This window comes from Flagellimonas meridianipacifica, from assembly GCF_003001695.1.
GTDB lineage: Bacteria > Bacteroidota > Bacteroidia > Flavobacteriales > Flavobacteriaceae > Flagellimonas > Flagellimonas meridianipacifica.
Map to the genome: position 1 here is coordinate 274,828 of NZ_PVYX01000001.1, position 16,245 is coordinate 291,072.

At 35.1% G+C, this 16,245-nt stretch carries 6 protein-coding genes; all 6 read right to left on the reverse strand.

Annotation, left to right across the window (positions count from 1 at the left end; genetic code table 11):
- Positions 1-362: 362 nt before the first annotated feature.
- The 6 genes from CLV81_RS01245 to mads2 all read right to left on the reverse strand — a co-directional run bounded on the left by CLV81_RS01245 (position 363) and on the right by mads2 (position 16,233).
- The gene (locus tag CLV81_RS01245; RefSeq protein ID WP_106143254.1) at positions 363-1,070 is read right to left on the reverse strand and encodes a PP2C family protein-serine/threonine phosphatase; all 708 of its coding nucleotides are present in this window, start codon (positions 1,068-1,070) and stop codon (positions 363-365) included.
- Positions 1,067-6,412, reverse strand: coding sequence for a methylation-associated defense system ATP-binding protein MAD8 (gene mads8 / locus CLV81_RS01250; protein ID WP_245911886.1), 5,346 nt, complete (start codon positions 6,410-6,412; stop codon positions 1,067-1,069). Before mads8 ends, CLV81_RS01245 begins: the two co-directional genes overlap by 4 nt.
- A 106-nt stretch (positions 6,413-6,518) precedes the next feature.
- On the reverse strand, positions 6,519-8,072 hold the full coding sequence (mads7, locus tag CLV81_RS01255) for a methylation-associated defense system protein MAD7 (protein WP_106143256.1): 1,554 nt from the start codon (positions 8,070-8,072) through the stop codon (positions 6,519-6,521).
- Positions 8,073-8,074: 2 nt separating this feature from the next.
- Positions 8,075-12,811: a methylation-associated defense system protein kinase MAD6 gene (gene mads6, locus CLV81_RS01265; RefSeq protein WP_245911887.1), complete on the reverse strand. Its 4,737-nt coding sequence runs from the start codon at positions 12,809-12,811 to the stop codon at positions 8,075-8,077.
- Positions 12,799-14,211 (reverse strand): methylation-associated defense system restriction endonuclease subunit S MAD5, encoded by a 1,413-nt coding sequence (gene mads5 / locus CLV81_RS01270; RefSeq protein ID WP_106143257.1) that lies wholly within the window; start codon positions 14,209-14,211, stop codon positions 12,799-12,801. Before mads5 ends, mads6 begins: the two co-directional genes overlap by 13 nt.
- A complete protein-coding gene (gene mads2 / locus CLV81_RS01275) occupies positions 14,212-16,233 on the reverse strand; it encodes a methylation-associated defense system DNA methyltransferase MAD2 (protein WP_106143258.1) in 2,022 nt (673 codons plus the stop codon).
- Between the last annotated feature and the right edge of the window lie 12 nt (positions 16,234-16,245).

A 16,245-nucleotide genomic window follows, 5' to 3' on the forward strand; every position in this document is an offset into this window, starting at 1 on the left:
GGTTTATGGTAAAGATAGCGATATCGAGGAATTGTAATCAAGGAAGCCCCCTAAGATTCAAAATTTCGGTAATCGAGTTGGCCAATGGTTAAGGCCTAATGATCACTGATTTACCAAATTATTTTCAAAGGACCCTTTATTTGAACTTTTAGACGGTTAATAAAAATGGCTTTATAGTAGATTTAAACTCTTTACAAAAAGCGGATTTTGGAAAGAGTTGAGATTTTTTGAATCGGAACTAGGGGGTTCAGCCAAAACTGAAAAATATATCCACAGGTCAAAATGTAAAGAGTTTATAATCTTTTTATGAATAAACGCCGTATTTTCTTATTTGTATAATTAAAAGCTTCCCTGTTTTTGTTCTACTTCATGGAAAGGAATATAAAACTAGCATTATCTTCTGCCTCCATTTTTAATCTTCTGCGAATTTTTTCAATCACTTCATCCAATGATTTACAGCTATTTAGTAAATACTCAATACTATGACTATCAATAATATTGTGCAATCCATCTGAGCAAATTATTAGCTTGTCTGTTTTATAGTTTAATTCCAATTCATCGTAAGAGACGATAGATTTCTTTGCATTACCTTGAACAGAGCGGGTTACTACGTGTGAATATTTTGATTTTATTTCTGAAATATTGGGAGTAACATCATCTAAGGTCTCATTAAATAAATTGTGGGACTTGCTTTCAAAATCTAATTTGCTTTCTGAGTACTTTAGAATTTTTATATCCCCTATCCAAAAACATCTGGCTATATTGTTTTCAACAATCACGCCCCCCACTGTTGCTCCTAGTTTGGACTGATTTAGTTCTTGAAATTGTCGAATTACCAGATTTGCTTTGTTAACTGCTTTCTGAATACTTTCCTCGTTAATTTCATCGACGGTAGACAAAAAAGTAGAAATGCTTTCTACTATCATCGATGCTGCGAGCTTTCCATTATCGTAACCTCCCATTCCGTCTGCTATTAAATAGAGATTCGTTCCTGAACTTAGGCTGCTCTCCCAAATCACATCTTGATTTGTTCCCCTGTTTCCTTTATATGAAAATGCAATTGATTTCATTTATTACCTGTAGCCTGTATAGTGCCTCCTCCATGCTTTGTCACTCTAGGTCTAGTCGAAACCTTTACCGGTTTAACTGAGATACTTTTTTCCGTTGCCTTGGTTGCCCATAAAAACCCTTCCCCAGGGGTTAAAGCGCTCATGTCCGCAGGAGTTAGAGTAGAAAGTTGGGTTATTGACTTTTGAATATGTTTAAGCCACTGCGGACTATTAAACTTATGTAGTAGCACAATAGAACTCAATTCAATAATTTCGTTAGGAAGACTTGGCGGATCTTGACTTGCAATCATTATACTCACTCCCTTATGTCTCATTTCCCTTATTGCTGTTACAATATTTCCAGTCAGGTCTTTATTGTCCATATATTTATGTGCCTCATCGAAGACAATGAATTTATTAAAGTGCAATCCGTTAAGATTCTTTACCGCAGAGAAAATATTAAGCATTATAACAAAAAGTCCTAAGGCTTCATCTTTTACAATAAATTCATCCCTCAAATCAACAATGACTAATCGTCCTGGCATTAATACATCGCGCATCATAAAGCTGTCATTAATATATTCGCGAGCAAAACTTAGTTTCTGTCTTGCCAATGCTTTTTGAGAATTACTCAATAGTTCTGACTCTTCTACACTTTCCGAAAGAGCATTTATAGTTATATTAGATCGATGCTGTTTCATAATTGATTTGAGTTGTCTAATATAGGTAGAGTCATTTCCTACTGCTCCTAAAATAAACAACCAATCTTGAACATTAAGTTCCTTAGAATTAAAGGCTATTGGCAATACTTTAATAGATGGATATTCAGCTTGCCTTTCTACAATTTTGTCTTTTGGGGTGAGAATAATAACGTCCTCGATGTTATCCGCTTCAGCTCCATAACGTGCCTTCAATTTTTCTAATTCCCGATTTTCATCATTAGAATGTACCATTGAGGTAAACTCAGGCGCATAGTCCATACTTTCACTATAGTGAAAAATGACCCCAGCTAGTGGTGATGGAAGTAGGTTGATATTGCTAAATTGTTTAAGAACCATTTCTGAGATAGTCCCAATAGTATAACTTTTACCGCCGCCTTGAACTCCAAATAGACTAATGGTGTTTGTCTCGCTAAGGTCAATAGCAATTTTTTTCTGTAAAGTACTTTCCCCGAGAATTCCAAATTGATTGCTTGGTAATGTTTTACCAATTAGCATGTCAAATTCAGGACAGATATGTTCATTATGATTTGACACGAATTCCATAGAATCATCTTCTGTGTTTAATTCTATTTCCGTTTCGGCCGCCCTAAGGGTACCTTCTTGATTTGTCGGATATACCGTTTGCTCGGTCGGCGGACTTGCTGTAAAGTTATCAGGTTGAGAATCTGCTTCTGTTGAATTCTCAACCTCATCATCTCCGCTAGAATCGGATGTACTCTCGCTGGATTCAAATTTCGATTTGAATCTTTGAATAAAAGGTTTAAGTTCACTTATATTTCCAAAGGCTTTTGTAAGGTCTTTGTCAAAATCACTTTCTTCAAGTCTCTTAGTATTTAAATCTGAATAAGGGTCAAGAATATCATCAATCAACTTCCCTCCGAAAGTAAAAAAGGTGGACTCATTATCTAGGACTACCTTTTTATGCCTTTCTGATGCTGCAAAATCAAAAATTAAACCTAGTTTTCTAAAGCAAAGACTAAACCCCGAATCAAGTTTTTGTAGAAAAGCTAAATACTGATTATATGCTTTATTGGATAGATACTCATATCTATGTGCTCTATCCAAATAAAAGGTCAATAGTGATTTTAGTTCCTTGTTTTTAATTTCTCTATCTAACCTATCAAAAGAACTATTGTATGAAGGATCAAAATGATTTCTCAAGGCTTCTATTGTATTTTCTATCTGTTCGAGCATTTTTAACCTAAGAGCATCTTTTTCATTTTCTCCTAAGGCTTTACGGCATTTTATCTCTATTACCGAGATTAATATTTCTTTTCTATCGAGATCGATTGAAACAAGCAAGTTATCTGCTCTTGATTTACTTCCAGAAGGTAAATTCTCGAATAGGTTTTGATGCAAATCGATCGGGATCAGAAAAGCATCTTCTAACATTTCCTTTTTTTCCAACACTCGCTTGGTAAACGCAGAGCCAATTACCTCAAACGCCTTGTTTTTCGAAGAATTCAATTGAAGCACCAACGAACTACTAACTGCTCTTAAATCTTCAAGAAGAATTTTTATTTTATGCTCGTCCTCTTCATTATGAATATCAAGGTTGAATTCTTCAAAGTGAGGCCCTAGTAGCCCTAATACTTCAGAGGTAGGCCTTGTTGTAAGATATGACGAAATTCCTAAAGCCTCTTCTCCAGGAACATAGTCCAGTAAAAATGGGATTTTACCATCCTTAGATGGTTGATCAAATATCTGTGGCCCTAGGTCTTTATCAAATGTTATTACCCAATCAGAATAATCGTGCAAGTGAGTAAGTAGAACCTTATCCTTATCATTTAACCTAAGTTGCGTAGAAGGTACGGATGGAGTGTGTTTTGACACTAAAGCCCCGCTTATAAAACTTTGAAGGTTTTCAAAAAGTTTAATGCCGTTTGCACCTGCCGTATCATATTTTAGTGATAGTTTATTACCTTGAATGAAACGATTCCACTTAATTTGAGATCCATTTGCATCTACCTTCACTGTAGACTCAGTAATTAAACCATTCAAATAAAAGTTGCGATCTTCTATAGTTGGTTTTATAAGTTCGATAGTTATAGGGAATGGACTTACCAAAAAACTCAAATGAGAGGTATAAGATGAGGGGTCTTTTAAGAAGTCTGAAATATCGTTGATTGAAAAACGTAATTTTGGAAACAATCTATTCCTAGAAGGTTGCGAAAATGCCTCAGCTTCTTCAGAGATATTTGATTCTGGATTGATTAAGGTCTTTAAAGCTTCTCCATGCTCAATTATTTTGTCATCTCCCTTAAAAATTCGGACTTCATAATTGATACTCTCAAATGATTTTTCTTTTTCTAACTCGACAAATGCATTAGCAAATACCTCTGCATCCCCCGCATTGAATAAATTAACTACCAATTTATCTATATAAGGATGTTGCAATAGGTAATTTTTAATATGTCGAATTACCAATTTGATACTTAAATCAGTCTCTACATAGTTGTCCCTTGTGATATTAAATAACAACCTTAAATAATGCTGGAGTTGCCTAGAAATAGAAGTCATTCCATTTTTAGATTCTTGGGATACCGTACTTAGGTAAAGCCCCCATCCAAATGATAGCTCGCCACTATAATTAAATTGTTTTTGAGATATTGTCTCAATTAGAACTTGTTGGTTATTTTCAGGAGAGAGCTGACCAATAAACAATTCTTCTAAATGTTCTGACCAAGATTCTTTGTGCCCTGAAAATTCTTTTGTTCTTTGTTCCCAATTCTCAAAAACTTCTAAAAGTTGTAAAGTCCAACATAAGCGTAATGGATGTAAAGGTGATAGGAGAATTGCTTCGACTTTACTTCCGTCAGGTAATTTACTTTTGACCTTAACAAGGTCAATCATTTGCAATTCGATGAGAAACTCTCTAAGTTTTGTTTTCTCATCTAACGTTATCTCGTCTGTCGCTAACTGGTTATTTAATTTTGTTGTCCATTTGGTATATGTATAGACATATTTTCTGATGTTCTGTTTGAGATTGAATATGTCTGCCGTTTCAAAAATTCCATTAGCTCTTGTATTTGAATTAATAATTGCTTCAAAAAGTTGCAATCTTGACTTTAGTAATGATTTCGGTACAATTTCGTTTAGTTCGCTTTTTACAAATTGTAATTGTTCAAAACCTATTGCCAGCTTATTGCCTTTTAGTTGACATCTTACATAGCCTAAGCTATCGGCATTTGTGAGAAATTTATTTTCTATTTGACGCAGTTTAGTCGAGATGTTGATTTGATAATTATGTTGGTCAGAATAATTGATGTGAAACGTAGAGTTATGTTTTTCCTTTCCGTCATTAATCCAAATGTTTGATGTTTCCGAAGGTTTTGGTAATTCAATTTCGATATCATTCTTTAACGCTTCTATGCGATATTTGAAATAGGCTTGTAAAACATTATTTAGTTTATCCTTACGCTGATCTTCATCGCGTTCTAATGACTCCTCAATTACGTAGTCAAAATCAATCGAATCACAGCTGAGCTTATATGGAAAAGAACTTTTTGGTGTACTTTCATCTTCTTTCTTAGCCTCCTCCCACGCTTTTTGAATTTTGGACTCACGAAACTCGTCATTAGCATTTAACATATTACCATGTTCGTCTTCAGCTAAAACCTTTATAAAATAGGATCCTTCCTCGATGATATTCGGGTTCAGCTCAAGTGTGGCATCTCTATAAGGTCTATTAGAATTTGAGTTTTTGATTTTTCTTAGTACTGTAATTTCTTCTCCATTACTTCCATTAACAGCCATCAGTATAATCCTAAAGAATCGTAAATCTTTTATATCCTTTGGATTTGGATTGGTGTGAAAACGAACTTTTAACTTTGCTACATTACCTTCTTGTGCGTAAAGGACATTGGTCCCATCTTCCACTTTTAAATCTTTAGACTTTATCTCGTCAGTTATCAATTTAATATGCGTAAAGTCTAAATCCGGAATAGGCCAGTAACTGAAATTTAATTCGTTATAGCCATTTTTAATAGCATTACAAATCTCTTGGGCATTTCGTGCTCCTTTTTCAGTTTTGAGAAAATTGACAATATCCTTTTGTATAGAATCATTTTCTAACCTTAGTTCAGCTATTCTATCATATAGTGGTTTATTGAAAGCTGATAATAACTCAACACTTTCTCTATTGAAATTCAATCTTGACCTAATTTTTTCAACATGTTTTGAAAGAATCTCATCAGGTATCAAAGAAAGTTTAAATAGACAATTTCCAATTGCCGAAGGCTCATACCTCTCTTGGTCAATAGCTATTAAGTAGTCTATTACTTCAGTATTTGAAGGGTTTAAATAGTTTATAATATCATTAACTACCGTGTCATAAACATCATCGGGAACTTGTTCTATTAGAGTATTGACCAATTCTTCTTCCATACCTTCTAGAGATATCTCTTTAAAGGTTGCGTTACCATACGAATCTTCCGCAGCTGTGCGGCTGTTTGATGGTATTAAGATAAGTAGAGGTTTGTCCAGCTTATTGCGAAGCTCGATAAGTTTTGTCGCGGAAATAAATTTGTGACTTGTGTTTTCGACTTCGGAAACAATATAAATATCTAGATGTGAATGTTTTTCAATAAGAAGATCCCATAAATATTCTAATTCTATAACACCTAGGCCTGTAATTTTCATACAATGACCAGGGTCTGCCGCTTTGAAGTCAGTGTCGTGCAACTGAAGAATAAGGCCTATAATCTTTTGGTAGTAAACGTTTATGGTAGTCGATTCCATTCTTTTCTTAATCGTTTAATTCGTATCGAGGACGCACTCTTTGTAATATGTAGGCATCACTTAAATCGTTGTAAAAGCCTATTTGGCGTAGTTTCATTTTAAATGATTCTACATTTTCCTTAAAAGCTAAATGCGTATTCAAATCTGCATCTGTAAATCTTTCCTCAGAAAGGCCATTGATGATTAATCCATATCGTGTTCTTATGTTTTCTATTAATTCCTCTATGGATAGCGTTTTCGTAGTAAAATGATCTTCTTCAACATTTAATACCAATATTTGAACTAGCGTCTCCAATAGTCGAGTCCCTAAGACGAAACGCCGTGGATGCTTTTTACTTCGTCCTTGGGCCATAAATCCCCGTTCCGAATTCTTCTGTGAGAGATTATCAATAAGCTGTATATGATACCTATATTGATAAGCGCCGCGTGCTTTCACTATTAGTTCAATATATTTATCAAAATAAGAGTCTTCATACTTTACCATATCTTTAATCAGTTCCCTATCATCTTCTTCTAGCGAATTGTATAGATTATCCCATTGAGTCTCAAAATAAATTTCAAATCCCATAGGCTTTTCCGCTAGGACCTTAAGCGCTTTTTCTAGATTTGTTGAGTTTGTTTTCTCCAATTTTAATCTTCTCAGGGCAGCATTAATTTGAAAGGTAGCCTTGATATAATCGTAAATACTATTCGTTAAACTCTCAGCGTCATAACTCGCAAGTTTTGCGATTTTGCTTTCAAAATCATCTGTTGCATCTATTACAATACTCCAATTATCACTATGCCTAATAGCTCCTTTTTCTACCATTTCAGGTAGTAGAAAAACTAGCTTTTGTATATAAATTGACAAATGAAATGACGTAATAGTCTTCAAATAATCTACCACAACGTTTCTCGGAATTTTTCTTTTATAAACTAGCAAACGTCTCACATCATCACAATAGAGTTTGGCTTGTTCCTCTAATAGCGGCTTGATTTGATTTAAAGAACTATTCGTATCTAAAAAACCAGGTTTAACATTTTTAATAACATGCAATAGTCCAAGACTGTCAACATCCAAACCAGTTCTTATATTAATTTTATTAGTTGTGTTATCCCAACCTTCCATTAGAAAGCTCTTTAGTTCCTCTTTTACGTTGGGATTTGCGCCAAGCATTAAATATACTTGATCTGCGGTGTTGTAATCTCTTGTGTGGGCTGCGTTTCTAACTCTATAACTTTCGAGGTGGATTGGTCTAAGAGAAGATATTTTCTCCTTATCCAGATTGCCTCTATAAACCATGTTTACCAGATTACTTCTCATCCAAAGCACTGCGGCTTCCTTGTTCTCGCTAAAGCCTTTTACAGAACCATCTTCTTCTAGCTTTCCAAAAACTCTCTGTAGAGTATCCAAGTCAATAAAAGAATTGCTTCTTGCGCGTTGTCTAGGTCTTATGCCATTGTGCTTTAAGAGCATAAACAAATTCACAAATACATTATCTATGTTTACAGCTTTTGCATCCCCAGCATAAATAAGTTCGTTCCTCAAGACGCTTTCTTCTTTATTTAGTTTTATCGCCATAATTATAATTGCATTGTTTTTATACTAAGATGATTTTTAACATCCTTGCTTATTTCATAAAACTCAAGATTATCCCTTGTTACTATTACCTTATTATAAGTGATGTTCTCAAGTAGATTTTTAAAGATGGTTAGCTCCACAAACTTTCCTCTTATATCATTAAGGGAAGGACTGTACCCCTGCTGAATAAAATAAAGCATTTCAAAAAGATCTAGTGAAATAACTAATTCAATATGTGTTTCTTGTTTATGTCTAAATACAAGACTATCTGGTTCGTATTCTAGATATTTAACTAGATGATCCGTACGACTTACAAATAGCTCAAAATCACTGAGATCGAATAATCTGAACGATCTACTAAATGGATCGTTGATTTCAGAGGTACTTAATACTAAGTTTTTTCGCCAAATAGCCTCATTCTCACATCCTTCATTCATTGATATGGCTCTAGAAATAGATATTTTAAGACGCAATAAAGAGTCTTCTGTTAGTTGTTCGTATAGTCTGGGTATTGCTTTTTTTACAGTTAGCGTATTTGTAGCTCTTTTAAAGTCTGTCCAACTATAGCCCTTATAGGAATCCAAAGAAATTACTTCCATAAATTCAGTAGCCTGATTAATAATTGACAATTGCTTTATTCCTTTTTCCTCCCTTTGTACAAGAGGTTTAATTTGTTTCAGGCATGCTTTTGTGAAAGTAGAATTATCCACAAAATCTTCTTCATCAAAATGGAACTGTTTGCTTTTAGATTGTTCATCATTTGTGATGTAATGTAGTTTTACATCTGAAACACTATTCTCTTTTTCCACATTAAGCGCTTTATAAAAACTCTGCAAGGATTGATACGGAAGCCGTTTTTTATAATTGCCTACACGTCCTTCATAATATTGATGGCGCACGAAGGATTTCTGAATTGACTTTATCTTATCCAATATTTCATTATCCTGTTCGTGAGCTGGTACCCAAATCTTGTTTGTATTGAAATCATCAAGTAAATGGAATTCACGATCAGCAAATTCTAAATAATGTCTTGCCACGTGTTGGCCAAAAAACAAATCTCTATCTAGATTCGGTATTGCTACACTACCCACGTCTGTTTCGCGTAATAATTTCACTAAGCGATCATTATTCCCAGAATCCTTATAATCCGGATTCGTGATATTGAAATAATATAGCTGCCAGTATACTTCTGGTTTGTTTAATAAGCTGTTATAAGCATCATCTACTTCTTCGCAACTATGGTCACGTGCAATCATAAAAGCAATAAAAGATCGTAAGTCACGCATTGTAATGTGCAACTCGCGCTTTAACCCAACTGTACGAAGTAACCATTCCAATCTTGTAATAACCTCATTGCCAGAAGCTGGGTCGTTCAAAGAATCAACATTGTATTTGATAAAACATTTGTTTGCTAATGAGCACCCTTCACACTTAGTCCAAAGACTCTTTTTAGTCAATGCTTTGACTTGTTGTCTGAAGAGGCTAGGTTCCTCACCATCGATAGCAGTAATTGATCTTAAATTAAGATTGATAATCATTAATCCTGGAGGTAGGTCAAAATGACCTTCTTTGTAGAAATATTGGTCAATTGTGTCGTGAAGCGATTTGTACTTTTTAGAAGTTTTCAAAAATTCCACCAATCGCCCTTCATTTATGGCAATGATTCTTCCTTCACTAGCTTTGTAAAAATTTCTCAGTCCTTCAAAAGGATGAAAGAAGGATTCTAGAACTTCATTATTCACTTTCCCGTCTTCATCCTGTGACCCATCATAATTACTTTCGAACGAAATACCGTTTACTTCAAATTCAGCTCCATTTTTATGTTTAAACCGATTTAGTTTTTTCACACTAGCCGCGTCTTCTATTTTTCTAATGAAAGCCGTCTTACCATCCCCCGCATTGCCAGTAATTATTATTAGTTTAAATCGTGCATCTAGTATATCTGGTATTAATTTTCTATCCAATTTAGAAGGTGAATATGTGGCCTCGTCATATTGTGATCCTCGATCATTAACACGTGTTCCCCAATTCCCAGACTTTGATTGACTATAAAGTGAATTAACATAATCTACCATATCAATTCCTTCAACATCTATCTTGTGCTCCTTTAAGCGGTTAGTATTTTCTTTAAAGGAGTGCTTTAAAGCGTCGTATACTTTAAGGATATTCCCATCATTAAAATTACGAGCACCACCTGCCCAAAAAGTCTCATTGATCAAGACTTCATTATCAACTTTGATTACCACTTTTAATTTCTCTTTTAAAGAAATAGAGGTTTTGTAGCCATCGATTTTTTCTTTGAATTTGTTTAAGGAAGAATATATGGTTTTCCGTAATTGACCATAATTTGACATTTCATTTAATAGAGTAATAACTGTACTACCTTGTCTAATCGAAACTTCTGTATGATATTCTTTCTGATCAAGTACTACGGAACCAGCTTTTTCTTTGTTCTCTGAAAGGAGATTTTTTATTCCTATTTCACGCAAGCTGTCTAACATTTCTTGAGCAGAAGAAAATCGCTTATTACTATTTGTTCCAATTGATTTTAGTAGAAATTCACAAAATTCATCGGAAATCCTTTGATTAATTGTTTTCGGATTTTCCGGGTCAATGCTTATTTTAGGAATGCGACCTTGTGGCCATGGGTATTTTTTGGTGACTAGTTCATATAATGTAATTCCCAATGCAAAGGTATCTGCGGAAAGATCCCAATTGATATGATGTCCATCCACTAAATCTGGTGCCAAGTACGGATTAGTTCCAACATAAGCCTTATCATCTTGCTTAAGGGAGGCCACATTAAAATCAATAAGTACAAAACGTCCTTCATTATCCCATATAATGTTTTGCGGTTTTACATCACGGTGCAGAATAGGTTTCTCTCTATTTTGCAAATAGCTTAGTGCACAGAGCATATCCTCTGCTAGTTTATAGACAGTGCCTATTGGTAAATTCGCATCGGTTTTTGTATAAGTGCTTAAATTGTCTCCATCAAGAAACTCAGTTGTGGTGTAAAATTGCCCATAACGGGTCTGTCCGTTCCATACAAATTTCACAATATTAGGATGGTCTAATTCCGCTAACGCTTTGTATTCATCTATTACAGAAGCAACACTAACACTTTCATGAAATAGTTTTAAGGCAAAATCACGTCCTTGCAAATCATGTTTCGCTTTGAAAACACGAGAATAACCCCCACGCCCTAAAATCTTATGAATAATATAGTCATCTACGCGATCCCCTTCCTTTAAATCATATGTATCAAGTTGGTCATTTGCTATAGGAGAATTTGTAGCCTTCGTAGGTTCTTTGCTTGAAAACTCAACTTTTAAAGCTTCTTCGATATTAGTTTCTAATTCTTCTATACTATCTATGCGCTTATCACTATCGGTTAAGATGGTTTTTAAACAGATATCATCTAGCCATTTTGGTAACGAACTATTCTCCGCGGACGGTAATCTATCTGTTGATAGTTGCCCTCCTAGTTTATCAAGTTCAAAAGGATTTTTTATGGGTTCTTTTCCTGTAAACAACCAAGCTATTAATACCCCTAACGAATATATGTCCGATGCTCTAGAAGCGTCTTTAGCAATAAGTTCTAACGGATGGTACGGTGTGGCACTAGATTCATTAATCGTAGGCATCACTGTGTAGCCATGGTCATTATGATCCGTAAAGTAGGACTTACCAAAGTTCCCTAAATACGCATAGCCATTACTTAAAAAGATATTATCAGGATTAATATCCCTATGGAAAATATTCTCCTTATGGGCTGATTTTAGAGCACTCATTACATTCTTTAAAATGCTTATACGTTCATCAAACGTGAAGGTTTTATTTCGTGACGCTGAACGTAAAGAATCATCTTCCATCAAGTCCGTAATTTCGTAAAAAAGATGATTTTCTTCATCCAGTTTGAACTCGACAGGAAGAATGAACGGATTTGAACGGATTTTTATGAGCGCATTATATTGATTTAAGATACTTTCCTCGCGCTTTAGCAGTTCTACAGGTGATAAACCTACCACCTGTAGTGAATACTCCTTAACCCTTTTCCGTATGTTTGAGGTTACATTTTTGAGCTTTACCAGATATTCTACATAATTATCCGATTCTTGTTTTAAGATTTCTACAATCTCGTAGCCTTGTACTTCTTTCTTTTCATTAGGAGCTTTTTTATTTTGCTCTCCTATTAAGAATTGAACAATATCATTTTGAATATCAACGATAGCTGTTTCCCATTTACCAATTTGTTTGGGATTTTTAATATAATCAACTAGTTCGTTGGTAAGTATGAAAGATAGCTTACCTGCCTCCTGTCTTAGATTTGGAATGAATGAATTGGGATAGGAAAGCGTCACCATGTTTTGAATCCAAGCCTTTCCCCAATCTCTATTGGCCTCCTTAAGTTTTGATGCTAGAATAGCTGTTTTTTGGCGACCAGTTTTGAGTGGATTCGGTTTTTGTCTATCATTAATGTACCAGTAATCATCAGCACCTTCTATGCGGCCTTTCCAGTCTTTATTTTCTATATTATAAATAGCATGGGGAGCAACCACTATCAGATCATATTCCCAAAACTGAGTGCGATTATTTCGGGGGTTGGTAGAAGCTATTTCCACATTTGGTATCAAGAAGTAGGTGTCAGGGAGTTTTATCTGCAAAAAATCAAGCAAACGCTTCTCCCCGGCATTCACTACCGTTTCAAAATAAGGTGGTTTAATTATTTTTGCCATTTTTCTATTTCTTTTTCTACTAATGCTATTGCCTCTTCTTCTTTCGACAAAGCTTGATATAACATAGTATGAGCTTTTTTTACTGATGTATCTATTTCATTCATGACAGGTTTCTCCAGAATTGGGACGGGAATATCCTTTAGTAGTGATGGAATCGGCCTACAAAGTTTAGTACCGGACTGAGTAGCCCTTATCAATCTAAATCCATAATCAGAAGAGAGCCAACTATAAAGATAACCAGAGGGGACGTTATCGTTAGTTTTCATTCGAATGAACTCACCTGCAACCAATTGCCCTTTTAGTTCTTCATTAGCAAAAACAGGTCGACAAAATGCTTCGTTTTCCCCTAAAGTTCCAACGCCGGCTATTAGAACTTCCCCATATTCAACAAGCTTCTCGGTATTTATATATCTTTTCGATAACATTTTCCCTTTTTTTCTAAAATTGAAAATATCAGATTGATTTATAAGTTTAATTGACTTTGAGGAATCTATTTCTAACCGCTTGAATGAACCTGTTGAGAATAAACCCGTTTCATTTAGGCATTCTCCCAACGGTTTATGCACCACTTTCTTAATTCTCTTTTTTACTCTCTCAAGACGAGAGGAGTGATTGAAGGCATTAATCGTCAAAGAACTAATTTCCGAGATATTTTTATGAAATGCAGAAACCTTTCTGTTTGAAGAGTGATTTCCAAAACAATCGTAATCTTCAATATCTAAAGCCTTCAATCCAACTTGACTAATTAGTTCTTTCTGGGTTTTTTTTAAAAGCAAATTGGCATTAGACAATAAATCTGAAGATTCTATAATTAAATTATGTATTTGCTCTTGTAGTTTTTGACTGGGAAGTAAAATTGGCAAATGGCCTAGTTCTACTGGTGAGATCCTGGGAACGACTGCACCATAAATCATAGATTGAATGTAATCCTTTATTATTGGCGAACTTATATATGCATACAAAAACCCATTCTTTACTTTTTCTGACTCAATTCTTATAATTTCTTGTGAGCCTACCGATCCAGAAAAACTTTTGTTAACTAAAGCCGTGTTGCCTACTGTCCCTGCACAGCTAACCAAGAACTGAGATTCCCTGAGAGTCATTTCTTCTATCCAAGGAGTGTACTTCTTTGAAATCTTTTTCGCTGTGTCTAAAGGCTGCACCTTCATCATATCCGTTGCTGTAACATATTTAAAAGAATTGGTTTCAGACTCAACGAATACTCTTTTAAATATTCCTCCTTGATAAATTTTGTCACATAAATTTGAAAGACTATCGTATTTAACGCCTTTTTCGATTAAGTCCGTAATGGTTTTCTTTCCTTTATTTAAATAGTAGTCAGGTTTAAGAACGGTTAATCCCTCGTCAAATCTTGATATTTTAATTAATCCAGTCTTCATCTATATTTTGGAATTTATAAATTGCAGATATTCATTATAGATTTCAGGCAAATCATCGTCTAGCTGCTTTAACTTTTCTTTTCTAATTTTCAATATTTTCTCGCCATTTCTCTTTTTTGAGAGATACCTTGTTTCGGAACTAAATAATAATTCAGCTCCTTCATCATCACGCAAGTAAATTGGATTTCCTCTTCTGTCCTTACCCAATTTTTCTGCTATTGCCATAAATACATCATAGCCTTCGTCTTGTTCTTGTGCCAATTGTACTTCTTGTTCTGTTTTCTTTTGCAAGAATAGTAATGAGGCTTGGACACCAACTTGTGGCAAGAACGCTTCTACTGGAAGATCTACGGAGGCAAGTATTTTGAAGTGATTAAGAATCCACTCTCTTACCGAAAGCATATTGGGATTTCCTAGAATGCCATCTGGCAATACAATCGCCATTTTACCACCTTCTTTCAGAAGATTGTAGCAAGCCTCAATGAACAAAACTTCTGGCGCACTACTATACTGGCTTAGGTAGTAGCGGGACGCAATTTCCGTTTCGACCTTCACTTTGGCACCAAATGGTGGATTGGTAAAAACTAAATCAAACTTACCACGAGCATCGGTAGTGTATACATTTTCAATATCCTGCATAACTCTGATACTCTCTTCTATCGTGCGGTTTATTTTTTCAACCTCTGCAGGGTGCTCCCATAGCGGGTAAGCAAGTGAGTTTACGTGAAAAATATTGGCGTGACCATCGCCGCCCATAACCATGTTCATGCGTGCTGCTTTCTTTAGATCAGGGTCAAAATCAAACCCAAAAATGCTATGCTCGGCGTAAGTTCGAACACGTTCGTTCACTTCTATAGAATTATATTTTTCTTCTAATAATGGCCCTTCCAACTCTGGATACATGTATTTGGTAATTTGCTGGCGAACATGGTCAAGAACCATTACCAAAAAGCCACCCGAGCCACAAGCAGGATCCAATACACGATGATGTTCTTTAGGATCAAGCATTTCTACCATAAATTTCACAATGTTACGTGGCGTAAAGAATTGTCCCGCCTCTTGTTTTAGGGTATTGCTCACTATAGTTTCATAAGCAAGCCCTTTTACATCTACGGAAGCATCTAGAAAAGAATATTTTGAAAGTTCTCCCGCAATAAAGGCCAGTCCTTTATCCGTAAGGTCAATGCTTTCATTTCCTTGAAACACTTCAGAGAACAAATTATCGTTTTTGAGTTCTTCAAAAAGACTTTTAATTCTTTTTGCTACAGCCTTTCGACCTTCTTCTGAATTCTGTTCTTTAACACCTACCCAAAATTTACGGCGGTAGCTTTCTCCGTTGGGTAACTCCATGAATCTTCGCTTCTCATCGTAGATTTTGCAAAATATAAGGTTCAGTAATTGCCAGAAGGCATCTTTTTTTCGACCTTCATTTCCATAGATATAATCATGCGAACGTTTGAATACTTTTATCAAAGAGTCATTTGCGGGCGTACGTGTATGCGAGCGGTCTGCTCGGTCTAAATCTTCCAAGGTTTCTCCTTCTCCGGGAAAGTCTGATAAATCGGTAAATTCAAAATCAAAACCAATCCCATCATCTTCTTTTTGAAGAAAATGATAGCTAGAGCCATTTGCCCAAAGACCAAATTCACAACTATTAACTGCACCCATTGCATTCTCCAAAGTAGCAGAAAGGCCTTTTTTCTTATCGGTTTCCTTAACCTTATCATCTTGTACTACACATATACGAATAATAAAATCTTGTTCGTGCGGTTTGTCTTTTTCAAAGATGGCTAAATCTATCTTTTGTTTTTTAGTTCGACCAGTATCTGGATCTTCGTAATCAATGGTATAATTGCGCTCCATATCACCTAAGTCGAATCCATATTCTTCATTGAGCATTAAGATTACGGATTGCAAATTAGTTTCTTGCGCCTTTATTTTTTTTACTTCTCCTGTTAGTATGCAAACGAGTTCATTATCTTCTAATACTACTTCTTCTTTACTTTTTATAGTTGTGGCCATATAAATAATGGT

Coding starts and splice junctions, on each gene's coding strand:
- CLV81_RS01245 (WP_106143254.1), bottom strand. CDS start 1,070: ATGAAATCAATTGCATTTTCATATAAAGGAAACAGGGGAACAAATCAA.
- mads8 (WP_245911886.1), bottom strand. CDS start 6,412: ATGAAAATTACAGGCCTAGGTGTTATAGAATTAGAATATTTATGGGAT.
- mads7 (WP_106143256.1), bottom strand. CDS start 8,072: ATGGCGATAAAACTAAATAAAGAAGAAAGCGTCTTGAGGAACGAACTT.
- mads6 (WP_245911887.1), bottom strand. CDS start 12,811: ATGGCAAAAATAATTAAACCACCTTATTTTGAAACGGTAGTGAATGCC.
- mads5 (WP_106143257.1), bottom strand. CDS start 14,211: ATGAAGACTGGATTAATTAAAATATCAAGATTTGACGAGGGATTAACC.
- mads2 (WP_106143258.1), bottom strand. CDS start 16,233: ATGGCCACAACTATAAAAAGTAAAGAAGAAGTAGTATTAGAAGATAAT.